Source organism: Pseudomonas sp. Z5-35 (assembly GCF_051131945.1).
GTDB classification, from domain to species: domain Bacteria; phylum Pseudomonadota; class Gammaproteobacteria; order Pseudomonadales; family Pseudomonadaceae; genus Aquipseudomonas; species Aquipseudomonas marvdashtae.
In genome coordinates this window covers 4,386,689-4,409,579 of sequence record NZ_CP071640.1, presented here as the reverse complement: position 1 = coordinate 4,409,579, position 22,891 = coordinate 4,386,689, and the positions used below count along the sequence as shown (strand labels likewise).

Below are 22,891 nucleotides of genomic sequence, written 5' to 3'. Positions count from 1 at the left end.
TTTCACGGCATGCGGCGGTATGCCCGGCACCTTGAAACCCAGTGCAGTGCCGGGAATCGCGCAAAAATGGAGGAGGGGATCAGTGCCTGGACTTGTCGTTCTGCGAAGAAAGTTGCTGCAAGTGACGGCGGGACAGCGCGAGAAAGCGCGGGGTTGGCCCGACATCTTCATACAGGGGGTCGCCTTCCTCGTCGGTGGCGACGACGTGTGAACCCTTGATGTAGGGAAAGCTCGCTTCGAGCTCCTCCAGCGCAGCGCCGATCAATTCACCGAGCAGTTCCTCAGGCTGGCGCTTGGGATACATGTCGCAGATCGCCGCCAGTCGCGCAGCGGCCTCCACGTCCAGATGAATCGAGTAGCCGGTCTGGGTCAGGTGACCCTTGGCGTTTTCTTCCCAATGCTGGGCGAGTTCACGGATTTTCATGATGGCCTCAGTGGGCCTGCTCGTGGCAGGCGCGATAGTGACAAGCCGTTGTGTGGCTTATTCATGAGACTAGCTTTGTCCGACAAGGTTTAAAGTCCCTTCGTCGCTTGTCATAAACGACCGGCATCGGCACTCTCTTCTCAGGAGCTGTCTTCTACAAAGCTGTCCGGACCTTTTTGCTGGAGAACTGCCGATGACCGATATCGATGCCCGCTTGCGTGAGGATGTCCACCTGCTTGGCGAACTGCTGGGCAACACCATTCGCGAGCAGTACGGGGACACCTTTCTCGACAAGATCGAGCAGATCCGCAAGGGCGCGAAGGCTGACCGTCGCGGCTCCATGGACGCCGAGCTGAGCGCCAGCCTCAACCAATTGAGCGAGGATGAGCTGCTGCCGGTGGCGCGCGCGTTCAACCAGTTTCTCAACCTGGCCAACATCGCCGAGCAGTACCAACTGATCCATCGGCGCGAAGAATCCAAACCAGCTCCGTTCGAAGCAAGGGTGCTGCCCGAATTGCTGGCGCGCCTGCGAGCCGAAGGCCATGGCGCCGAATCCCTGGCCCGGCAGTTGGCGCGGCTGGATATCGAACTGGTGCTCACCGCCCACCCGACGGAAGTGGCCCGACGTACGCTGATCCAGAAGTACGACGCCATCGCTGCGCAGCTGGCAGCCCAGGACCACCGCGACCTCACCAGCGCCGAGCGTGCGCAGATCCATACGCGCTTGCAGCGGTTGATCGCTGAGGCCTGGCACACCGAAGAAATCCGCCGGACCCGACCCACGCCGGTGGACGAGGCCAAGTGGGGCTTCGCGGTGATTGAGCATTCGCTGTGGCACGCCATCCCCAATTACCTGCGCAAGGCTGACCAGGCCCTGCACGCCGCCACCGGGCTGCGCCTGCCACTGGAATCCGCACCGATCCGCTTTGCTTCGTGGATGGGCGGCGACCGGGATGGCAACCCGAACGTCACCGCCGCGGTCACTCGCGAGGTGTTGCTGCTGGCGCGCTGGATGGCGGCGGACCTGTATTTGCGCGACGTCGACCATCTGGCCGCTGACTTGTCCATGCAGAAAGCCAGCGAGGCCTTGCGCGCCCAGGCCGGTGACAGCGCCGAGCCCTATCGCGCTGTGCTCAAGCAATTGCGCGAACGCCTGCGGGCCACGCGCAATTGGGCCCAGGCTTCCTTGAAGGCCACGACGCCGGCCACCGCCGAGGTGTTGCAGGACAATCGTGAACTGCTCGATCCGCTGGAGCTGTGCTACCAGTCGCTGCATGACTGCGGCATGGGCGTGATCGCCGACGGACCGCTGCTCGATTGCCTGCGTCGGGCGGTGACCTTCGGCCTGTTCCTGGTGCGCCTTGACGTGCGCCAGGACTCGACGCGCCATACGGCGGCGATGACCGAAATCACCGATTACCTGGGACTGGGGCGTTACGAGGAATGGAACGAGGAACAGCGCATCGGTTTCCTGCTTGATGAGCTGAACAACCGTCGTCCCCTGTTGCCGCCCTATTTCCAGCCATCGGCCGACACTGCCGAGGTCCTGGCGACATGCCGGGAAGTCGCGGCGGCGCCAGCGGCGTCCCTGGGTTCCTACGTGATCTCGATGGCCGGCGCGGCTTCCGATGTGCTGGCGGTGCAGTTGCTGCTCAAGGAAGCCGGTGTGCTGCGACCGATGCGGGTGGTGCCGCTGTTTGAAACCCTCGCTGACCTGGACAACGCCGGGCCGGTGATCGAAAGGCTGTTGCTGCTGCCGGGCTATCGCTCGCGCCTGCAAGGACCGCAGGAAGTCATGATCGGTTACTCCGACTCGGCCAAGGACGCCGGGACCACGGCGGCGGCCTGGGCGCAATACCGCGCCCAGGAGCGGTTGGTGGACATCTGTCGCGAGCAGCAAGTCGAACTGCTGTTGTTCCATGGTCGCGGTGGCACCGTCGGCCGTGGTGGCGGCCCGGCGCATGCGGCGATCCTGTCCCAGCCGCCGGGTTCGGTGGCCGGACGTTTCCGCACCACCGAACAAGGCGAAATGATTCGTTTCAAATTTGGCCTGCCGGACATCGCCGAACAGAACCTCAATCTGTACCTCGCCGCGGTGCTCGAAGCGACCCTGTTGCCACCGCCGCCGCCCACGCCCGAATGGCGGCACCTGATGGACGAACTGGCCGCTGACGGCGTCAATGCCTACCGCGCCGTAGTGCGGGAGAATCCGCAATTCGTCGAGTATTTCCGCCAGTCCACGCCGGAGCAGGAGCTCGGCCGGCTGCCGTTGGGCAGCCGTCCGGCCAAGCGTCGTGCCGGTGGTATCGAAAGCCTGCGGGCCATTCCGTGGATCTTCGGCTGGACCCAGACCCGCCTGATGTTGCCGGCCTGGCTCGGCTGGGAAACGGCCCTGGGCAAGGCGCTGGAGCGGGGCGAGGGCCAACTGCTCGCGCAGATGCGCGAGCAATGGCCGTTCTTCCGGACTCGCATCGATATGCTGGAGATGGTGCTGGCCAAGGCCGACGCCGACATCGCGCTTTCCTACGACGAGCGCTTGGTGGAGCCGGCGCTGTTGCCGCTGGGTGAGCATTTACGCGACCTATTGTCGCAGGCCTGCTCCGTGGTCCTGGGGTTGACCGGCCAGTCGCAGCTGCTGGCACATAGCCCAGATACCTTGGAATTCATCAGCCTGCGCAATACCTACCTCGACCCGCTGCACCTGTTGCAGGCCGAGCTGCTAGCCCGTTCGCGGCAACAGGATGTGGCTCAAGGCAGCCCCGTGGAACAGGCGTTGCTGGTGTCTGTGGCAGGGATTGCCGCCGGTTTGCGCAACACCGGCTAACTCCCGAAGGGTCAAAAAACCGCGCGCCCGGCATGTCCGGGCATCGCTGTTTGCAGGGGCAGGGAGGTCGACCAGGCGACAGTTTGTTGCCCGGTTGCGACGCTCATCACCCCCTACGAAGGTCGCGTGCGGCGCGGGTTACTCCGACTTTCGGCGGCTTGTGTGGGTCGGGCCCGCTGTGTATCTTGATCAGCCTTTGGCCGTTTGGGCGGTCACGATCAAGTTTTTCGAAGATTGGCCCCACGAGGCGAATCCGAGCGTTTTACATAAAAAAATTGAGGAGCACATCGATGCGCGTCATTCTGCTGGGAGCTCCCGGGGCCGGTAAAGGTACTCAGGCAAAGTTCATCACCGAAAAATTCGGTATCCCGCAAATCTCCACTGGCGACATGCTTCGCGCCGCGGTCAAGGCTGGCACTCCATTGGGTGTTCAGGCCAAGAGCATCATGGATGCCGGCGGCCTGGTATCGGATGACCTGATCATCGCCTTGGTCAAGGATCGCATCGCTCAACCCGACTGCGCCAATGGCTTCTTGTTCGATGGTTTTCCGCGCACCATTCCGCAGGCTGATGCCCTGGTGACGGCGGGTGTCGAGTTGGATGCGGTGGTTGAAATTGCCGTTGAGGACGAGGAAATCGTCCAGCGTATTGCCGGTCGACGCGTGCATGAGCCTTCCGGTCGCGTCTACCACATCGTCTACAATCCGCCGAAAACCGAAGGCAAGGACGACGTGACGGGTGAGGAGCTGGTGCAGCGCAAGGACGACACCGAAGAAACCGTGCGTCATCGCCTGTCGGTCTACCATTCGCAGACCAAGCCACTGGTAGAGTTTTACCAGAAACTGTCCGCCAAGAACGGCGGCAAACCGAAATACAGCCATATCCCGGGCGTCGGTTCGGTTGAAGCGATCACTGCCAAGGTGCTTGCAGCCTTGAGCTGAAAAGCCTGATCAGTTGCATCAATTCCGGCCCGCTTGCGGGCCGGAGTTGTTTATACTGGCGCACTTTTTTCCCGCCTGATTTACGGACACATCGATGAGCACCTTGCTGGCCCTGGACACCGCGACTGAAGCTTGCTCCGTTGCCCTGCTGCATGACGGCAAGGTCACGAGCCATTACGAGGTGATCCCACGCCTGCATGCGCAAAAATTGCTGCCGATGATCCAGCAATTGCTCAGCGATGCCGGAATCACCTTGCAAGCCGTGGATGCGATCGCCTTTGGTCGTGGCCCGGGGGCGTTTACCGGCGTGCGCATCGCCATTGGCGTCGTGCAGGGCCTGGCCTTTGCCTTGGAACGCCCAGTCTTGCCGGTGTCGAACCTGGCGGTGCTGGCCCAGCGGGCCCTGCGTGAGCACGGCGCGCGTCAGGTGGCAGCGGCCATCGACGCGCGCATGGACGAGGTGTATTGGGGCTGCTACCAGGACGTCGACGGCGAGATGCGCTTGCTAGGCCGCGAAGCGGTACTGCCACCGCAGGTCGCCTCGTTGCCGGAAGGCGCTCAGGGTGATTGGTTCGGCGCCGGGACTGGCTGGGGCTACGGCGAGCGAATCGGCCTCAGCGTTATCGCCCAGGACACCTCGATGTTGCCTCATGCCGAAGACCTGCTGACCCTGGCACGCTTCGCCTGGGAGCGCGGCGAAGCCATCCCGGCCGATGAAGCGCAGCCGGTGTATTTGCGCGACAAGGTCGCCACGCCCAAGTCCGAGCGGCCCTGATCTCATTTTCAAGTGAAAGCCCTTGTGGCGAGGGAGCTTGCTCCCGCTCGAGTGCGTAGTGCTCGCAAAGTGGTGGGTCATACACTTAGCTGAGGGCTGCTTCGCACCCCAGCGGGAGCAAGCTCCCTCGCCACAAGGGCATCGACTTATCTCTGGCAAGGTCAAAAAGTTACTCCCCCATCCATAAGTCACACCCAACATTGCCAGTCGTCACTTTTTTCGCCGGTTTTTAAACCTTTTTGCCTTTATGTGTTCTAGTTATCACTTGCGCATTTGCGCGGCTGTGAAAGTGCCGCTAAATTGCCATCATTGATACCGAGCATTCTGTTATGCGTATAGACGGCGTTTCATCCCAGTCCTACCCCATCAAGCGTCGGCCTCGTGCGGGTAAAGCCGCTGAGCCGGAAAACTTCGATGATATCGAGGGTGAACTGGAGTTTCCGTCTGAGGAGCAGTCGGCCGCCCGTGCCGCGAAAGCCTCTGCGCAGCGCTTGGGCAATCTTCCCGCTCGCCAGCAAGACATGCTGTATCACCGCGCCATGAGCCGCAGCGTCGCCACCGCGCTGGCCAGTTACCTGAGCACCGCCGGTTTCGTCGATTGGGATATGGAAGTGCTGGGGCTCGACCTCTACATCTGATGCGGTTGCCTTACTACCTGGGCTGCCCGTCCTGGAGCGAAAGCGCCTGGCGCGATTATCTTTATCCCCAGGACGCCAAGAGCACCGATTTCCTCAATCTCTACTCTCAAGTATTCAACGCCGTGGAAGGCAACACGACCTTCTACGCGAGCCCGTCCGTGGCCACTGTGCAGCGCTGGGCCGAGATCATGCCCGCGCACTTTCGCTTCACCGCCAAGATCCCCGGTGACATCAGCCACGGCGGCGATTTGCGCGAACATCTGACTGCTACTGAAACCTTTATCCAATTACTGAGCCCCTTGGGCGAGCGGGTTTCGCCGTTCTGGCTGCAACTGTCCAAGGCGTTCACGCCCAATCGCCTGCCGGAGCTGGCGGCGTTCATCGATGCGTTTCAACGGCCGCTGGCCGTCGAGGTGCGTCACCATGAGTTCTTTGCCAAGGGCGACGTCGAACGCCGCCTCAACCGCCTGTTGCTCGATCGCGGCGTCGAACGCATTTGCCTCGACCCGCGGGGCCTGTTCAGTTGCGCTTCGACCGCCCCTTCGGTCATCGACGCGCAATACAAGAAGCCACGGGTGCCGACGCGGCCGGCGGCGTTCACGCAGTGCCCGCAGGTGCGCTTCATCGGGCATCCGGTTGTGGAGGCCAACGAGCCGTTCCTCGCGCCGTGGGTCGAGAAAATCGCCACGTGGATCGAAGAAGGGCGCACGCCCTATATGTTCCTGCACACCGCCGACAACCTCCTGGCGGCAAAGCTCGCGATGCATTTCCACAGCCGATTGATGGATCGTTTGCCTGGCTTGCCGGCCCTGCCTGAGCTATATAGAGAACCCGCCGCTGAGCAACTGGGATTGCTCTGAGGCGACTCTTCCACAGCTCAGGAGCGACTTTCATGGATGCGCAAACCCGGCGAGCCCAGGCGTTCAAGGCCCTTCACGAACGCGAAGGGGCGTTTGTCATCCCCAATCCGTGGGATGCGGGTTCAGCGAAGATGCTGGCCAGCCTCGGCTTTGAAGCATTGGCGACGACCAGCGCCGGTCACGCTTTCTCGTTGGGACGGCCCGATGGCGCTTTGGGGCTGGACGATACGTTGGCCAATGTCCGGGCGATCGTGGCGGCCACCGACTTGCCCGTGGCGGTCGATCTGGAGAACGGTTTTGCCGACGCGCCCCAAGCATGTGCCCAGAGCCTGCTGCGTGCGGCGCAAGCCGGTGCGGTGGGCGGCTCGATCGAAGATGCCACGGGTCGCTCGGACAGCCCGATCTATGCTTTCGAGCACGCGGTGGCGCGGGTCAAGGCTGCGGCCGATGCGGTGCGCAGCCTGCCTTTTCCTTTTCTCTTGACCGCCCGGGCGGAGAATTTCCTGCACGGCAACCCCGACCTGGACGACACGATTCGGCGCCTGAAGGCGTTTGCCGACGCCGGTGCCGACGTGCTCTATGCACCCGGCTTGAGCAGCGCCGAACAAGTCCTCGCGGTGGTACAGGCCGTGGCGCCCAAGCCCGTCAATGTGTTGATGTCCGGCGCGCTGGACCTCACTGTGGAGCAGTTGAGCGAACTGGGGGTCAAGCGCATCAGCGTCGGATCGGCCCTGGCCTTGGCGGCGTTCGGCGAGTTCTTCCGCGCTGCCGAGGAAATCCAACAGCAAGGCACCTTCACCTTTACCCGTCGTTCAATGCCTTTCAACCAGGCCAATCAATTATTCAAGGGCTGATGCCCGAGGCGTTGTCGTGCGGTTTTTGAAAGGACTGATGGTATTGGCGCTGATCATTGGCGTCGCGGTGTTGGCGGTATGGCGCGGCGGGTTGTCGGTGCCGCCGCAATGGAATCCCTGGGCGCCGCTGGACGTCGGTGCTCCACCCAATCTGCTGACTCGCTACAAGCTGATGGCCCTGCGCAACGATCCGCAGCTGTGCGACCAGGCGCTCGCGACGTCGGGGCTTCGGACGGCTCGCCAGGCGAACAGCGGCGCGAATACTTCGTGTCCGTTGACCAACGTGTTGCGGGTGCAGGGCGGGGAGGTGGCGCTAAGCAGCAGTTTTCTCGCCAGTTGTCCGCTGGCGGTGGCCTTCGCGCTGTTCGAGCGACACGCGCTGCAGCCGGCAGCGGCGACGGTGTACGGGCAGAAAGTCACGCGGGTCGATCACTTGGGCAGCTTTGCCTGCCGCAACATGTACGGCCGTGAAACGGGCGCGCGTAGCCAACACGCCACTGCCAGCGCGCTGGACATTGCCGGGTTTCGCCTGGCTGACGGGCGGACGGTCAGCGTGCTCCGGGATTGGCCGAAGGAGGGCACCGATGCGCAATTCCTGCGTCAGGTGCGCGACGGCGCCTGCGACATGTTCAGTGTGGTCTTGAGTCCGGACTACAACGCCGCACACCGCAACCATTTCCACTTGGATGTGGGGCCATGGTGGATTTGTCGGTAGGAATCAGGCAGCGATACGCAGGTTCTGCAGCACGATCGGGCGTGCCCAGCGGGTATCGAAGTCGAGTTGTTTCTGTTGCGCCACCAATTCTTCTTCCGGGAACGGCGGGAACGGCTTGTCCAGCAGGTCGAGTTCGAACTCGGCAATTGGCAGGTGCAATGGACGCGGCTGCGGCGCCGGGCCGGGCTCCGGCAGCGGTTGGCCGGCGGTAAGGACGAGTGGGCGAACCCAGCTGCTTTCGAAGGTCTGTTGTTTTTGCTGGGCGACGATTTCTTCCGCTGGGAAGGGCGGGAAGGGCTTGTCGAGCAGGTCGAGTTCGAATTCGGCGATCGGCAGGAACAGCGGTTCAGGCGGCTTGACCTGGGTTTCGGTCACGTCGCAGGTGCGCTGGCTGATGATGTGCTCCAGCAACTCGGCGCCGAGGGTCGGTTCAACCGCTTCATCGAGGGGCACTGGCTGGTAGCTGCCAGGTGCCGGTGCGTCATCACCCAGTTGATCGGCCAGGGCCCGGGCAAAAAAATCCTGCCACAGGTGACTGACGCCGCTCAGCGCTTGGGTGTTACGCAGGCTGTAATCGCCGTAAGGGGAGATAACGCCTATCGATGTGGATTGAATGTCTGACATTTTTCTCGGTCGACGCTCAGCTCTGGCAAAATGCCGTTCACCGTTGTTATCGGCCGTTTTTGCCGATCCTTAATTTTTTGAGCGTGTTTTCATGATCGAGCAATCCGCAGCCTGCTGCATCCACGTCGAGGCCTTGGCCCCGGCGTTCCAGCCCCGCGCCGAGTATTGGGCCGGGCAGCTAGGCCTGCCGTTGCAGATGGAGGACGGCGACTTTGCCCTGCAGGTCGGTGAGCAGGGCTTGCAACTGCAGCAACTGGGGCCGGAGGCGCCGGGGCCGGTGCGGGTGGACTTCGTCGAGGGCGGCGCGGCCCATCGTCGCTTGTACGGCGGCGGCAGCGGCCAGATGATCGCCAAGGCGGTCGGTATCGCCCAAGGCGTGCGCCCGCGAGTGCTGGATGCCACGGCCGGGTTGGGCAAGGATGCGTTTGTGTTGGCGAGCCTGGGCTGCGAGATGAACTTGATCGAGCGCCAGCCATTGATCGGCGCATTGCTGGAGGATGGCTTGGCTCGCGGCGCGGAAGATTTCGACGTCGCGTCGATTGTGGCGCGGATGCGCTTGCTCAAGGGCAACGCCATCGAGGTGATGCGCGACTGGCAAGGCGAGCCGCCCCAGGTGATCTACCTGGACCCGATGTTTCCTCATCGAGAGAAAACCGCCCTGGTGAAGAAGGAGATGCGCCTGTTCCGGCCTTTGGTGGGTGATGACTCTGATGCCCCGGCGCTGCTCGCCGCGGCGCTGGCCCTGGCGACCCACCGCGTGGTGGTCAAGCGCCCGCGCAAGGCTCCGTGCATCGAAGGGCCGAAGCCGAGCCATGGGCTCGAAGGCAAGTCCAGTCGCTACGACATCTACCCGAAGAAGGCGCTCAAGGCCTGAAACTGGCGCGATGGCTAAGGCCGATACGCTCGCAAGAACAACGCCACCACTTCCTGCACATGGGCCTCGGCCGCTTCGGCGTCTTGCGGCCCGTCGCAGCCATATAGCAACCGGAAGTTGGCCGCGCCCTTGATCAGGCAGAAGAAATGCTCGGCGGCATTTCGAGGTCTGTCGATGCTCAGCGCACCGCTTTGGTTGACCTTGGCCAGCAGCCTTTCCATGCCTGACAGCATTCGCTGTGGGCCGGCCTCATAGAAAATGCTCGAGAGCTTCGGGTCCTGGCTGCCCAAGGTCAACATCAACCGATGCAGGTTGACCGATTCATCGCTGTTGATCAGTTGGTTGAAACCACGGGCGATGTTCAGCAACACGTGTTCAATCGAAACGCCATCGGCCCATTCAAAGAACAGCAGCGGTACCTGTTCCTCGCACTTGGCGATCACCGCAGCGCAGAACAGCGTTTCCTTATCGTTGAAGTGGCTATAGACCGTCAGCTTCGACACGCCGGCCTCGGTCGCCACCGCGTCCATGCTGGTGCTGGCGTAACCCTGGCTGAGAAACAGGCTTTTCGCCGCATCGAGGATGGCTTGGCGCTTGGCCAGATCCTTGGGGCGACCGGGCCCGCTGGGAGGGGAAAGATTGTTCGACATTATTCGCTTTTAATACTGGACTGGTGAGTTTGCTATTAATAACATACTGGCCAGTATAATTATTCCAAGCATCATTAGCGAAAGGTCATCCACCATGTTCCGCTATGTCCTGCCCCTCGCCCTGCCAGTCAGCCTGGCTTTTTTATTGTCTGCGTGTGGCCATGACGAGCCGGTGCCAGTCGCCGTGCGCCCTGCCATGGTGATCAAGCCCGAGCCGTCGGCCCAGGCGATGGACAGTTATCCCGGCGAAGTGCGGGCGCGGTTCGAGCCGGACCTGGCCTTTCGCATTGGCGGCAAAGTGAGCCGACGGCTGGTCGAAGAGGGGCAGCGGGTCAAGGCCAACCAAGCCCTGGCGGAACTCGATCCCGAGGACGTGCGCCTGGAACTGGAAGCGAGCCGTGCCCAGGTCGCCGCCGCCGAGGCCAACCTGAGCCTGGTGCGCGCCGAACGTGACCGTTACAAGACCTTGATGGAACGGCAGATGGTCAGCCGTTCCCAATACGATAATGCCGAGAACCTCTATCGCTCCGGTGCCGCGCGGCTCAAGCAGATCAAGGCGCAATTCGACGTCGCCAGCAATCAGGCCAGTTATTCGGTGCTGCGTGCGCCCCAGGACGGCGTAGTCGCCCGCCGCTCCGTGGAAGTCGGGCAGGTGGTGTCCGCCGGACAAACGGTGTTCACGCTCGCTACCGACGGCGAGCGTGAGGTGCTGATCAGTCTGCCTGAACAAGGTTTTGGCCGGTTCAAGATCGGCCAGCCGGTTTCAGTGGAGCTGTGGAGTCAGCCAGATCAACGCTTCAGCGGACGCATCCGCGAACTCTCCCCGGCGGCCGATCCGAAATCCCGCACCTTCGCTGCTCGCGTCGCCTTCACTGCTGGCAGTGTCCCGGCGGAATTGGGCCAGAGCGCCCGGGTGTTTATCCAGGCTACCGACGAGGTGCCGCTGTCTGTGCCTTTGTCGGCCCTGACGGCTGAAAACGGTGCGACGTATGTCTGGGTGGTCAACGCCAACAGCACCTTGAAAAAAGTCCCGGTGCGGGTCGGTGCGTTCGGCGAAAAGACCGTGCCGGTGCTCGAGGGCCTCAACCCCGATGATTGGGTGGTGGCTGCAGGTGTGCATGTGCTCCTCGACGGCCAGCAGGTGCGGCCGGTGGATCGCTCAAACCGTTTGGTCAACCTGACGGCCAAGGAGTAATCCGCGATGGGCTTCAATCTTTCCGAATGGGCGTTGCGCAATCGCCAGATCGTACTGTTTCTGATGCTGTTGCTGGCCATCGTCGGCGCGCTTTCCTACACCAAGCTCGGCCAGAGCGAAGACCCGCCGTTCACCTTCAAGGCGATGGTCATTCGCACAGTTTGGCCGGGGGCGACGGCCGAGGAAGTGTCACGCCAAGTCACCGAGCGCATCGAAAAGAAGCTGATGGAAACCGGCGATTACGAAAAGATCGTCTCGTTCTCCCGCCCGGGCGAATCCCAAGTGACTTTCGCGGCGCGCGACTCCCTGCATTCGGCGCAGATTCCCGAGCTGTGGTACCAGTTGCGCAAGAAGATCGGCGATATCCGCCACACCCTGCCGCCGGATGTCCAGGGGCCATTCTTCAACGATGAATTCGGGACCACCTTCGGCAATATCTACGCGCTGACCGGTGATGGCTTCGACTACGCCGTGCTCAAGGACTACGCCGATCGCATCCAGCTGCAGCTGCAACGGGTCAAGGATGTAGGCAAAGTCGAGCTGATCGGTTTGCAGGACGAGAAGATCTGGATCGAATTGTCAAACGTGAAGCTGGCAACCCTCGGCCTGCCGTTGGCGGCGGTCCAGCAGGCCCTTGAAGAGCAGAACACAGTCTCCACCGCAGGCTTCTTCGAAACGGGCAGCGAGCGATTGCAGCTTCGGGTTTCGGGGAATTTCCAGACGGTGGAAGAAATCCGCAATTTCCCGATCCGGGTCGGCGATCATACGTTCCGTATCAGCGATCTCGCGGATGTGCGCCGCGGTTTCAACGACCCGCCGGCGCCACGCATGCGCTTCATGGGCGAAGACGCCATTGGCCTGGCCGTGGCGATGAAACAAGGAGGGGATATCCTGGTTCTGGGCAAGGCCCTTGAGGTCGACTTTGCCCGTATCCAGAACACCCTGCCGGCCGGCATGCAATTGCGCAAGGTGTCGGACCAGCCAGCCGCGGTGAAGACCGGCGTCGGCGAGTTCGTCCAGGTGCTGGTGGAAGCACTGACGATTGTGTTGCTAGTGAGCTTCTTCTCCCTGGGGCTGCGCACCGGGATGGTAGTGGCCCTGGCGATTCCGCTGGTACTGGCGATGACGTTCGCGGCGATGTATTACCTGGGGATCGGCCTGCACAAGATTTCCCTCGGCGCGCTGGTATTGGCCTTGGGGCTGCTGGTGGATGACGCGATCATTGCGGTGGAGATGATGGCGATCAAGATGGAGCAGGGCTTCGACCGGATCAAGGCCGCCAGCTTCGCCTGGACCAGCACCGCGTTCCCGATGCTTACCGGTACGTTGATCACAGCGGCCGGCTTCCTGCCGATCGCCACCGCGCAATCGGGCACCGGTGAATACACCCGCTCGATTTTCCAGGTCGTGACCTTGGCGCTGGTCGCCTCCTGGGTGGCCGCCGTGGTGTTCGTGCCTTACCTGGGGGAAAAATTCCTGCCGGACCTGGCGAAAATTCACGCGGCCAAACATGGCACGACTGACGGCCAGACCGACCCTTACGGCACGCCGTTTTATCAGCGTGTCCGGCGGATGGTGGAGTGGTGCGTGCGTCGCCGCAAAACCGTCATTTTGCTGACCGTGCTGTTGTTCGTCGGCTCGGTGGTGTTGTTCCGTTTCGTGCCGCAGCAATTCTTCCCTGCATCGGGGCGGCTGGAATTGATGGTCGACCTGAAGCTGCAGGAAGGCGCCTCCCTGAGCAACACCGCCGAGCAGGTCAAGCGCCTGGAAGCGCTGCTCAAGGACCATGCCGGCATCGATAATTACGTGGCTTATGTCGGCACCGGTTCACCGCGTTTCTACCTGCCGCTGGATCAACAACTGCCCGCCTCCAGCTTCGCGCAGTTCGTGGTGCTGGCCAAGACCATCGAAGACCGCGAACCGTTGCGCAGTTGGTTGATCTCGACCCTGAACGAGCAGTTCCCGACCCTGCGCTCGCGGGTCACGCGCCTGGAGAACGGCCCACCCGTCGGTTACCCCGTGCAATTTCGCGTCACGGGCGAACACATCGAGGAAGTCCGGGCCCTGGCGCGGAAAGTGGCGACGAAAGTTCGCGAAAATCCCCACGTGGTCAACGTGCATCTGGACTGGGAAGAGCCGAGTAAGGTGGTGTACCTGAACGTCGACCAGGACCGCGCTCGGGCGTTGGGTGTCAGCACGGCCCACTTGGCGAGTTTCCTGCGCAGCTCCCTCACCGGCTCCAGCGTCAGCCAGTACCGGGAAGACAACGAACTGATCGAGATCCTGCTGCGCGGTACGGTGCACGAGCGCAACGAGCTGTCGTTGCTGCCGAGCCTGGCAGTGCCGACCGACAACGGCAAAAGCGTTGCCCTGTCACAGATCGCGACGTTGGAGTACGGCTTTGAAGAGGGCGTGATCTGGCATCGCAACCGCTTGCCGAGCGTGACGGTACGGGCTGATATCTACGGCAAGGAACAACCGGCGACGCTGGTGCAGCAGATTTTCCCGACCCTGGAGCCGATTTGCGCGCAACTGCCGGACGGTTATTTGCTTGAAGTGGGCGGCACCGTAGAGGACTCGACCCGCGGCCAGAAGTCGGTTAACGCCGGTGTGCCGCTGTTCATCGTGGTGGTGTTGACCTTGCTGATGCTGCAACTGCGCAGCTTTTCACGCACGGCCATGGTGTTTCTCACCGCGCCGCTGGGGTTGATCGGTGTCACGCTGTTCCTGCTGGTGTTCCGCCAGCCGTTCGGTTTCGTTGCGATGCTGGGCACGATCGCGCTGTCGGGGATGATCATGCGCAACTCGGTGATCCTGGTGGACCAGATCGAACAGGACATCAAGGCGGGACTCGCGCCGTGGCAGGCAATCATCGAAGCGACCGTGCGACGTTTCCGCCCGATTGTGCTCACTGCGCTGGCGGCGGTGCTGGCGATGATCCCACTGTCGCGCAGCCTGTTCTTCGGACCCATGGCGGTGGCAATCATGGGTGGCTTGATCGTGGCGACAGCGTTGACACTGCTGTTCCTGCCGGCGTTGTATGCAGCGTGGTTCAGGGTCAAGAAAACCTGATCAACAGGGGCACACCGAACCTGTGGCGAGGGAGCTTGCTCCCGCTGGGCTGCGCAGCGGCCCCTAGCTTTTGCGGTTGCTGCGCAACCCCAGCGGGAGCAAGCTCCCTCGCCACAGGAGCGCGGGAACGATCTCTAACTCAGAGAGTACCGAAAACCTTCTTCGCCAAACTGGTCGCCGCGGCCGCCGGGTTCTGGCGGATGGTGGCTTCCTGCTTGCCGATCATTTCGAACAAGCCGTCCAGCGCCTGCTCAGTCACGTAGTTTTCCACGCTGGCGCTTTTGGCATCCAGCACCCCGAGCGTTGCAGCCTGACCGGCGAAGGCGTTGTATTTTTGAGCCAGGCCGACCTTGTCGGTGGCTTGCTTGACGATGGGCAGGAACTTGGCGCGGATCTGCTCACGGCTGCTTTTGTTCAGGTATTGGGTGGCCGATTCGTTCCCACCGCTCAAGATACCCTTGGCATCGGTCACGCTCATGTTCTTCACCGCGTCGACCAGGATCGGCTGGGCCTGGACCACTGCGGCTTCGGCAGCCTGGTTCATGCTGGTTTCCAGTTGATCGACCTGGTCGCCCATGCCGAAGGCCTTCATCTTGCTGGCGACTTTACCGAGCTTGCCGGGCAATTCGATCTTCACGTCCGGGTTGTTGCTGAACCCGCCCGGAGTGCCCAATTGCTTGACGGCGATCTGGGCGCCTTGGGTCAATGCGTCCTTGAGGCCGCCCGTGGCGTCTTTCTGGGAAAGATCACTCAGGGACAGGGCCATGGCGTTGGCGCAGACCAGCAGGCCGGCGCATAGACTGGTGAAGCGAAGGGTAGAGCGGAGCATGACAGCGTCCTTGAACAAGGTTTGGAAAGGAATCAGGGGGTGGCGTTGACGCGAATCTTCAACGGCTGCGGATCTTTGCCATCGAGCAGTACGGCGTGCTGTTCGGTGGTGATGAACATCAACTGGCCGTCCACTTCGATGCGGGCGCTCACGGCATAACGATGGCCGGGCTTGACCTGGTTGGGATCATAACTGAGGTGGAACGGCAACGGGACCTGGCCTTTGACTGGGCCGCGCTGCTCATCGAGCACCACCGCGGGGGCGTCGGCCAGGGAAACGTCCTGCAGGCTCACGCTCAAGGTGGCGTTGGGCGGCAAGGCGATGCGTTGCAGATAGTAGACTTCGCCATCGAGGCTCGCGACGGAGGCGGCGGGTGGCGTTGATGATTGGCACGCAGCCAGCAGTGAAGTAAATGCAAGCAAAAGGATCTTTTTCATTTGGAAGTACCTTTCCTTTGACGCCAGCAACACGCTGGCGACAAAGGGAATCTGGAGGATTCGGCAGCAAAAATCCAGCCGAAACGTAACGACTCAGACGTTGGGTGCGATCGGATGATCAGTTTCAAGGGCGAACGATGGCGCCAGGCTCAGATCAATGTCGACATCTTGATTGCCTCCATTCCAAATGAAGGCGTGTTCGTTGTCTGCTAGAAGGTCAGTGCCTTCATGGTTGATCTGCATCTTCACCGAGAACTCATCCCCAGCGACAGCCGGGTCGAAATCGGGAACGATGTGGAAGGAAAAGACCAGAGGTGATCCCACCGGAAGCACGTTAGAGCTGATGCCGGGATAGGCGCCTGGCAGGCCGGTCGTTTTGTTGATGGAAATTGCATAGTCACCTGCGCCTGTTTGCGGGACTTGATAATCGTCTGGCAGACGCAGTGTTACGTTGATTGCGTGTTTCATGAATGAATTCCTTTTCAATACGTCAACATTGACGTGAACCCATCCTAGAGAGCTCTTCCAAAGTTCTCTGTAGGTCTTTTCTTCGTTTGACGTCGCCTTGGCCGCTGCGCAACGTCGGAGTACGCCTGGCGATTGACCCATCCACTCACCGGAACCGTTCCAGGGTCCACGGTGAGTGATCGGCCAAGGTCAACGGTCGGGGCTGACGGCGACCTCCGCGGCATCTTCACTGCGATGCAACGCCACCTGGCGAATCGACAAGCGAATCTCCGCCGGCAGTACCCGCTTGGCCGCGCCTTCGGCCAGTTCGCCGAGCAGTTCGTGGTAGCTCAGCTTGCCCGCTTCATCACGGCGCAGCACGTCGAGGTCGAGCATGGTCTGGATGAAGTGTCGGAATAGAGTCTTGTCGAAGAACTCCGGCGCGTTCAGCCCGTGCAGGATCGACAGGCGCTGGGCCATGACGGTGCAGAGGTCTTCCAGCTCTTCGGCGCTGACGGTGTTCTGGCCGCTGTTGAGCAGCAGCGAGACGGTCATGTAGAAGCGCTGCAAGGTCTGGGCGATGCTCTTTGACAGCAGGGTCAACAGCACGAAGTGCCGCGAACTCGGTGCCGGCCGCAGGTACAGGTCCTTTTCGAAACGCAGCAGGCCTTGTTCGACGAACGCGTCGAGCCACTGGTCGACCACGGCGTCCAGTTCTTCCAGCGACCAGCGAATGAACAATTCCGATTGCAGGTACGGGTACAACGCATGTGTATAGCGCAGGAGCTGCTCGCGATTCATGCGTGAGCTGCTCTGGAAGAAACTCGCCAGCAATGCCGGCAAGGCAAAGATGTGCAGGACATTGTTGCGGTAGTAGGTCATCAGGACTGCATTCTGCTCATCCAGATACAGAATCTTGCCCAAGGCATCGCTCTGTTCCGACAGCAGGTCCATGCCCTTGACGTGGTCGATCAGCGCTCGGCCGTCACCTTCGGGCAGGGTGGTATGAGGTGAATACGGCACTTTGCGCAGCAACGCCAGATACAAATCGAGCACGCGGGCCATGGCCTGATCGTCCAGGGCCAGGCGGCTGGTGGACAGCAGCGCCAGGGCGACGAGGTTGACCGGGTTGATAGCGGCAGCCTCGTTCAAGTGCCGGGCCACGCGTTCGCCGAGGCGGTGGGTGGTCGCGTTGAGCCAGGCCGGCTTGAACTGCGGGCCCAGCTCCTGCTCGCGCCAATCCGGCTGCTCGCTGTCGAGGAACTCCGCGAGTTTGATCGGCTCGCCGAAATTCACCGCGACTTGGCCGAAGCGCTGCTTGAGGGCACCGATGACCTTGAAGATGTCGAAAATCGATTCTTTCTTCTTGCTGGCCCCGCGCAGTTCGCCCAGGTAGGTTCGGCCTTCCAACACCCGCTCATAACCGATGTAGACCGGCACGAACACGATCGGCATGCGCGACGAACGCAGGAAGCTGCGCAGGGTGATGGCGAGCATGCCGGTCTTGGGTTGCAGCATGCGTCCGGTACGCGAGCGACCGCCCTCGACGAAGTACTCCACCGGGAAACCTTTGGTGAACAGCATGTGCAGGTATTCGTTGAACACCGCGGTGTAGAGCGGGTTGCCCTTGAAGGTGCGGCGCATGAAGAACGCCCCGCCACGGCGCAACAGGCCGCCAATCACCGGCATGTTGAGGTTGATGCCGGCGGCGATGTGCGGTGGTGTCAGGCCGTTGCGAAATAGCAGGTACGACAGCAGCAGGTAGTCGATGTGGCTGCGGTGGCACGGCACGTAGATGATTTCGTGGCCCTGGGCGACGTTCTGCACGCCTTCGATGTGGTTGACCTTGATGCCGTCGTAGATCTTGTTCCAGAACCAGCTCAGCACCACTTCCAGGAAACGGATCGCGGTGTAGGTGTAGTCCGAGGCGATCTCGTTGCCGTAGCGCAGGGCCTGGGCCTTGGCTTTTTCCGGGGAGATCTTTTCCCGTTCGGCTTCCTCGGCAATCGCCTGCTTGACCAGTGGCTGGTTCAGCAGGCCCTTGACCAGGTTGCGCCGGTGGGAGATGTCGGGGCCGATGACCGCAGCTTTCAGATTGCGGAAATGCACCCGCAGGATCCGCTGGGCCATGCGCACGGTGCGCTCGTGGCCCTTGTCATGTTCGATCAGCTCGCGCAGGTGGATCGGCGCGGAGAATTGCACGCGGGTCTTGCGGCCCAGGATCATGATGCTCAACAGGCGGCGCAGGCGCCCGGTGACGGCCCAGCTGTCGGCGAACAACAGCTTCCAGGGGCTGGATTCGCTGTCGGGCGACTGCCCCCAGAACACGCTGACCGGAATGATCTGCGCGTCTTCGGCGGCGTTGTGGGTCAGCACATCGACCAGCCGGGTCAGGGTGGGGGGCGCGCCGCGTTTGTCCTGGCGCCCGAGCCAGTCCGGCGCCGGCGTGAGGTAAAAGAACGCCGCTGGTTCCAACAGGTCGCCTACCGATACGGGCAGGACGGGGCGCGGCAGGCCGGCCTTGGTGCACTCGGTGTCGAGCACCGCCAGGTCGGTGAGCGACGGGTCTTGCAGAACGTAAAATACCGGACGGCTGCGGTCGAGGTTGAGGGTGAAGGACGACTGGTTGATCGTCTCGGAGCGAACCCAGAGGTACAACAGTCGGCGCAAGGTGCCAAACACAAGACGGCGGAACGGGGAACGGGTCATACGGCTTCTGCATGAGTGGATAAGAACAAGCGGCGCTAGTGTGCCGGATTCACCGAAAATCGGCAAAAAAGCGCCGAAGTAAAGTCAGTTGAGAGTTTTTCCGGGTGCCATATACTCGGCCGTTACTGCCCTGGCCTCCTTCATGGACGGCCGGACGGTGACTGAAGTTCGTACGGCTTTGCCTTTTGCAACTGAGCAGGAAAAGCCGACCTAACAATAAGAAATGGGAGTGAGCATCATGGCAGCACGGGAAACCGGCAATGTGAAGTGGTTCAACGACGCCAAAGGCTATGGCTTCATCCAGCGTGAAGACGGGAAGGACGTGTTCGTGCATTACCGCGCGATCCGGGGCGACGGCCACCGTTCGCTGACTGAAGGCCAGCAGGTCGAATACGCAGTGGTGGAAGGGCAAAAGGGCTTGCAGGCTGAGGACGTGGTGGGGTTGTAACTCGCCTCGGTAGCCATGAAAAAATCCCCTGGGGGCGAACAGACTCGCTCCCCAGGGGATTTATACGGTCATATGCCCACCGGGGCGATCAGGCCGTCTTCCAGGTAATCTCTTCTTCGCCATCGGCACTGATCCGGATCCAGCGATCCGCCGATTCCTCGCCTTCTTCCTCGACCCAAGAGCCCGGCGCGCAGCGCACTTCCACGTTCAGTGCGGCGAAAGCGGCGCGGGCGCAGGCGATGTCGTCGTCCCATGGGGTCTGGTCGCTTTCCAGGTACAGGCTGTTCCATTTACCCACAGCCTTGGGCAGCCAGGTCACCGCAATGTTTCCAGCCTTGCATTTGTAGGTCTGGCCTTTCTGGACCCAGTCGCTGCACGGGCCCAGGGCCTGGCCGAGCCAGCCGGCGATAGCCTTGTGGTCGACGTCGGCGTCCTTGAGGTAAATCTCGATATCGGGTTGGCGCATGGATGTCCTCGCTGCGGTCTTGAAAAATCCATTCGCGGATTTAACGGGTCCCGAGCGGTTGCCCGGGACCGGAATCAAAAGGTTATTGAAGAACGAAATAATCGTAGCGCATCGACACCGTGACCTCGAACGGATCGGCCTGCTCGATCACGCTGGCGCGGCGTTCGGCACTGGCGCGCCAGCCGTGGGGCGTCATCGCCAGCAGGTTGGCGCGGTCCTGGCCACTGTCGAGCGTCAGCTTGAATTCGAGGGTTTCACTGTGATTGAGCACCATGCCCGTCGGCACCAAGGCCAGGTGCTTGTCATCGGTGTATGTGCGCACTTCGTCGTATAGCCGCTCACGCAACTCCATCAGATGGCCGGCGGTAGGGCCGACTTTCATCAGGCCGCCGCCGGGGCTGAGCAAGCGCTTGGCTTCTTGCCAGTCCAATGGGCTGAACACGCTGGCCAAGAATTGGCAGCAGTCATCCGCCAGCGGCACCCGGGCCATGCTGGCGATCAACCAAGTCAGTTGCGGGTTGCGCTTGCAGGCGCGCTTGACCGCCTCGCGGGAGATATCCAGCGCGTAGCCGTCGGCGTTGGGCAATGCCTCGGCGATTTGCGCCGTGTAATAACCCTCGCCACAACCGATATCCAGCCAGCGCCCGGGCGCGCGTTCAACGGCCAGTTCGGCCAGGCGCCGGGCGACCGGGGCATAGTGCCCGGCGTTGAGAAAGTCGCGGCGAGCTTCGACCATGGCCTGGTTGTCGCCGGGGTCGCGGCTGTTCTTGTGCTGCACCGGCAGCAGGTTCAGGTAACCCTGGCGCGCGCGGTCGAAACGATGCCCGGCCGGGCAGACCACGCCGTTGTCCACCGCGTTCAGCGGTTCGCTGCAGATCGGGCAGGCGAGCATCAGGCGAGCAACTTGATCAGCGTCTTGTAGTAGATCTCGGTCAACACGTCGAGATCGGCCGCCAGCACGCGCTCGTTGACCTGGTGGATCGTCGCATTGACCGGGCCCAGCTCCACGACCTGCGTACCCATGGTGGCGATGAAGCGACCGTCGGACGTGCCGCCGCTGGTGGACGCCTGGGTCTCGCGACCGGTGACGTCCCTGATGCTCGACGACACGGCATCGAGCAGCGCACCCGGTTCGGTGAGGAACGGCAGGCCGGACAAGGCCCAATCGATGTGCCAGTCCAGTTGATGCTTGTCGAGGATATCGGCGACGCGCTGTTGCAGGCCTTCGACGGTGGACTCGGTGGAGAAGCGGAAATTGAAGACCGCCTCCAGGTCACCCGGGATCACGTTGGTCGCGCCGGTGCCGGAGTTGAGGTTGGAAATCTGGAAACTGGTCGGCGGGAAGAAGTCGTTGCCATGGTCCCAGTGCTCGGCAGCCAATTCGGCCAAGGCGGGCGCGGCGAGGTGGATCGGGTTTTTCGCCAAGTGCGGGTAGGCTACGTGGCCTTGCTTGCCGCGCACGGTCAGCTTCGCGCCGAGGGAACCGCGCCGGCCGTTCTTGACCACATCCCCCACCAAGGTGGTGCTCGACGGCTCGCCGACGATGCACCAGTCCAATCGTTCCTGGCGAGCCTTGAGGCGCTCGACCACGGCTTTTGTGCCATGGTGGGCCGGGCCTTCTTCATCGCTGGTAATCAGGAACGTCACCGTACCCTTGTGGTCCGGGTAGTCGGCGACGAATCGTTCGGCCGCCACGACCATCGCCGCCAGGCTGCCTTTCATGTCCGCCGCGCCGCGGCCGCAGAGCATGCCTTGTTCGTCGATGACGGCATCGAACGGGTCGAGCTGCCAAGCTTGTACCGGACCGGTCGGCACCACATCGGTGTGCCCGGCGAAGCACAGCACCGGTCCGTCATGCTTGCCATGGCTGGCCCAGAAGTTATCCACATCCTCGATGCGCATCGGCTCGAGCTTGAAACCCGCGTCGCCCAGGCGCTGCATCATGATTTTCTGGCAATCGGCATCCACCGGCGTCACGGACGGGCGGCGGATCAGGTCGCAGGCGAGTTGCAGGGTCGGCGAGAGGTCGGCGTGGGCCGTCATGAAAGCTCCGGGATATAGTGTGAACGCAAGGCTTGTATGAGCGCGGGCTGGCGCGCGCGAAATGGCGGTTATCTTATAGCAAAACGATAACGGTGGGCTCAGGTGCCGGTCAGTTTGGCCACAAAATCCACGGAGGTTTTGCTTAAATTGCTCAGGCAAAGCCCTATAATGCGCGCCGGTTTTCGGGGTGACGGTCATGAGTACAGAAGATCCACGGTTTGCCGGCATTGCCCGGTTGTATGGCATTGAAGGCTTGGAGCGCCTGCGGGCGGCCCATGTGGCGATTGTCGGCGTCGGCGGCGTCGGGTCCTGGGCGGCGGAAGCCATTGCCCGCTGTGGCGTGGGCGAGATCTCGCTGTTCGACCTGGACGACGTCTGCGTCAGCAACGCCAACCGCCAGTTGCACGCCCTGGACAGCACCGTCGGCAAGCCCAAGGTCGAGGTCATGGCCGAGCGGCTGCGCGGGATCAACCCCGACTGCACGGTGCACGCGGTGGCGGACTTCGTTACGCGCGAGACCATGGCCGAGTACATCACCCCAAATATCGACTGCGTGATCGACTGCATTGACAGTGTCAACGCCAAGGCCGCGCTGATCGCCTGGTGCAAGCGTCGCAAGATCCAGATCATCACCACTGGTGGCGCGGGCGGGCAGATCGACCCGACGTTGATCCAGGTCTGCGATCTGAACCGCACGTTTAATGATCCGCTGGCCTCCAAGGTGCGCTCGACCTTGCGCCGCGACTACGGTTTTTCCCGCACCGTCACCCGTCATTACAGCGTGCCCTGTGTGTTCTCCACCGAACAGCTGCGCTACCCGAAACCGGACGGTAGTATTTGCCTGCAGAAGAGTTTTGTCGGCGATGGCGTCAAGCTCGACTGCGCCGGTGGGTTTGGCGCGGTGATGATGGTCACGGCGACGTTCGGCATGGTCGCGGCGACCAAGGCTGTGGATAAGATCGTGGCGGGGGTGCGGCGACCGGCGGATAGGCTTAAGCCCGGCCGATAACCGCTCTTGTGGCGAGGGAGCTTGCTCCCGCTTGAGCGCGAAGCGCTCATAAAAACG

Annotated in this window: 22 protein-coding genes; 12 read left to right on the top strand and 10 right to left on the bottom strand. The window is 62.0% G+C overall.

What is annotated here, in order from left to right; genetic code table 11:
• Window positions 1–79: 79 nt before the first annotated feature.
• A complete protein-coding gene (locus J3P95_RS20255) occupies window positions 80–424 on the bottom strand; it encodes a pilin assembly protein (protein WP_186611161.1) in 345 nt (114 codons plus the stop codon).
• A 193-nt stretch (window positions 425–617) separates the two neighbouring features.
• Here J3P95_RS20255 and ppc point away from each other — a divergent pair, with 193 nt between their 5' ends.
• The 7 genes from ppc (at window position 618) to J3P95_RS20220 (ending at window position 8,031) form a co-directional block, all read left to right on the top strand.
• Window positions 618–3,248, top strand: a complete 2,631-nt coding sequence (gene ppc / locus J3P95_RS20250) for a phosphoenolpyruvate carboxylase (RefSeq protein WP_434558472.1) — start codon at window positions 618–620, stop codon at window positions 3,246–3,248.
• 290 nt (window positions 3,249–3,538) lie between these two features.
• The gene (adk, locus tag J3P95_RS20245) at window positions 3,539–4,189 is read left to right on the top strand and encodes an adenylate kinase (RefSeq protein WP_434558471.1); all 651 of its coding nucleotides are present in this window, start codon (window positions 3,539–3,541) and stop codon (window positions 4,187–4,189) included.
• 94 nt (window positions 4,190–4,283) lie between these two features.
• Window positions 4,284–4,964 (top strand): tRNA (adenosine(37)-N6)-threonylcarbamoyltransferase complex dimerization subunit type 1 TsaB, encoded by a 681-nt coding sequence (gene tsaB / locus J3P95_RS20240; protein ID WP_434579932.1) that lies wholly within the window; start codon window positions 4,284–4,286, stop codon window positions 4,962–4,964.
• A 329-nt stretch (window positions 4,965–5,293) separates the two neighbouring features.
• Window positions 5,294–5,602, top strand: coding sequence for a hypothetical protein (locus tag J3P95_RS20235; RefSeq protein ID WP_434558469.1), 309 nt, complete (start codon window positions 5,294–5,296; stop codon window positions 5,600–5,602).
• Window positions 5,602–6,462: a DUF72 domain-containing protein gene (locus tag J3P95_RS20230; protein ID WP_434579934.1), complete on the top strand. Its 861-nt coding sequence runs from the start codon at window positions 5,602–5,604 to the stop codon at window positions 6,460–6,462. Before J3P95_RS20235 ends, J3P95_RS20230 begins: the two co-directional genes overlap by 1 nt.
• A 32-nt stretch (window positions 6,463–6,494) precedes the next feature.
• Window positions 6,495–7,316 carry an isocitrate lyase/PEP mutase family protein gene (locus tag J3P95_RS20225; RefSeq protein WP_434579936.1) on the top strand — a complete coding sequence of 274 codons (822 nt, stop codon included), beginning with the start codon at window positions 6,495–6,497 and terminating at the stop codon, window positions 7,314–7,316.
• 16 nt (window positions 7,317–7,332) lie between these two features.
• The gene (locus J3P95_RS20220) at window positions 7,333–8,031 is read left to right on the top strand and encodes an extensin-like domain-containing protein (RefSeq protein WP_434579938.1); all 699 of its coding nucleotides are present in this window, start codon (window positions 7,333–7,335) and stop codon (window positions 8,029–8,031) included.
• A 3-nt stretch (window positions 8,032–8,034) separates the two neighbouring features.
• On the opposite strand, the gene J3P95_RS20215 is transcribed toward J3P95_RS20220, so the two are convergent.
• On the bottom strand, window positions 8,035–8,655 hold the full coding sequence (locus tag J3P95_RS20215) for an energy transducer TonB (RefSeq protein ID WP_434558465.1): 621 nt from the start codon (window positions 8,653–8,655) through the stop codon (window positions 8,035–8,037).
• A 91-nt stretch (window positions 8,656–8,746) separates the two neighbouring features.
• Here J3P95_RS20215 and J3P95_RS20210 point away from each other — a divergent pair, with 91 nt between their 5' ends.
• On the top strand, window positions 8,747–9,529 hold the full coding sequence (locus J3P95_RS20210) for a class I SAM-dependent methyltransferase (protein WP_434579940.1): 783 nt from the start codon (window positions 8,747–8,749) through the stop codon (window positions 9,527–9,529).
• Window positions 9,530–9,543: 14 nt separating this feature from the next.
• Here J3P95_RS20210 and J3P95_RS20205 read toward each other — a convergent pair whose 3' ends face one another.
• The gene (locus J3P95_RS20205) at window positions 9,544–10,179 is read right to left on the bottom strand and encodes a TetR/AcrR family transcriptional regulator (RefSeq protein WP_434558463.1); all 636 of its coding nucleotides are present in this window, start codon (window positions 10,177–10,179) and stop codon (window positions 9,544–9,546) included.
• Between the two features lie 94 nt (window positions 10,180–10,273).
• Here J3P95_RS20205 and J3P95_RS20200 point away from each other — a divergent pair, with 94 nt between their 5' ends.
• Together J3P95_RS20200 and J3P95_RS20195 are read left to right on the top strand one after the other, a co-directional pair.
• Window positions 10,274–11,374 (top strand): efflux RND transporter periplasmic adaptor subunit, encoded by a 1,101-nt coding sequence (locus tag J3P95_RS20200; RefSeq protein ID WP_434558462.1) that lies wholly within the window; start codon window positions 10,274–10,276, stop codon window positions 11,372–11,374.
• A gap of 6 nt (window positions 11,375–11,380) precedes the next feature.
• Window positions 11,381–14,446 carry an efflux RND transporter permease subunit gene (locus tag J3P95_RS20195; protein WP_434579942.1) on the top strand — a complete coding sequence of 1,022 codons (3,066 nt, stop codon included), beginning with the start codon at window positions 11,381–11,383 and terminating at the stop codon, window positions 14,444–14,446.
• 139 nt (window positions 14,447–14,585) lie between these two features.
• Here the strand turns inward: J3P95_RS20195 and J3P95_RS20190 are convergent, their stop codons facing one another.
• From J3P95_RS20190 to plsB, 4 genes are all read right to left on the bottom strand, one after another.
• Window positions 14,586–15,275 (bottom strand): DUF4197 domain-containing protein, encoded by a 690-nt coding sequence (locus J3P95_RS20190; protein WP_434558460.1) that lies wholly within the window; start codon window positions 15,273–15,275, stop codon window positions 14,586–14,588.
• Window positions 15,276–15,307: 32 nt separating this feature from the next.
• Window positions 15,308–15,712, bottom strand: a complete 405-nt coding sequence (locus tag J3P95_RS20185; protein ID WP_434558459.1) for a YbaY family lipoprotein — start codon at window positions 15,710–15,712, stop codon at window positions 15,308–15,310.
• Window positions 15,713–15,805: 93 nt separating this feature from the next.
• Window positions 15,806–16,180 (bottom strand): hypothetical protein, encoded by a 375-nt coding sequence (locus J3P95_RS20180; RefSeq protein WP_434558458.1) that lies wholly within the window; start codon window positions 16,178–16,180, stop codon window positions 15,806–15,808.
• Window positions 16,181–16,369: 189 nt separating this feature from the next.
• A complete protein-coding gene (gene plsB, locus J3P95_RS20175) occupies window positions 16,370–18,868 on the bottom strand; it encodes a glycerol-3-phosphate 1-O-acyltransferase PlsB (RefSeq protein WP_434558457.1) in 2,499 nt (832 codons plus the stop codon).
• 238 nt (window positions 18,869–19,106) lie between these two features.
• Between plsB and J3P95_RS20170 the strand changes: the two genes are divergently transcribed.
• On the top strand, window positions 19,107–19,316 hold the full coding sequence (locus J3P95_RS20170; protein WP_434558456.1) for a cold shock domain-containing protein: 210 nt from the start codon (window positions 19,107–19,109) through the stop codon (window positions 19,314–19,316).
• An 88-nt stretch (window positions 19,317–19,404) separates the two neighbouring features.
• Here J3P95_RS20170 and J3P95_RS20165 read toward each other — a convergent pair whose 3' ends face one another.
• From J3P95_RS20165 to dapE, 3 genes are all read right to left on the bottom strand, one after another.
• Complete coding sequence (locus J3P95_RS20165; RefSeq protein ID WP_434558455.1) at window positions 19,405–19,782, bottom strand: hypothetical protein; 378 nt, start codon at window positions 19,780–19,782, stop codon at window positions 19,405–19,407.
• Between the two features lie 82 nt (window positions 19,783–19,864).
• Window positions 19,865–20,674 (bottom strand): putative RNA methyltransferase, encoded by an 810-nt coding sequence (locus J3P95_RS20160; RefSeq protein ID WP_434579945.1) that lies wholly within the window; start codon window positions 20,672–20,674, stop codon window positions 19,865–19,867.
• The gene (gene dapE / locus J3P95_RS20155) at window positions 20,674–21,825 is read right to left on the bottom strand and encodes a succinyl-diaminopimelate desuccinylase (RefSeq protein WP_434558453.1); all 1,152 of its coding nucleotides are present in this window, start codon (window positions 21,823–21,825) and stop codon (window positions 20,674–20,676) included. The genes J3P95_RS20160 and dapE overlap by 1 nt, the downstream gene beginning before the upstream one ends.
• A 196-nt stretch (window positions 21,826–22,021) precedes the next feature.
• On the opposite strand from dapE, the gene tcdA reads away from it, so the two are divergent.
• Window positions 22,022–22,834, top strand: a complete 813-nt coding sequence (gene tcdA, locus J3P95_RS20150; RefSeq protein ID WP_434558452.1) for a tRNA cyclic N6-threonylcarbamoyladenosine(37) synthase TcdA — start codon at window positions 22,022–22,024, stop codon at window positions 22,832–22,834.
• Window positions 22,835–22,891 lie beyond the last annotated feature (57 nt).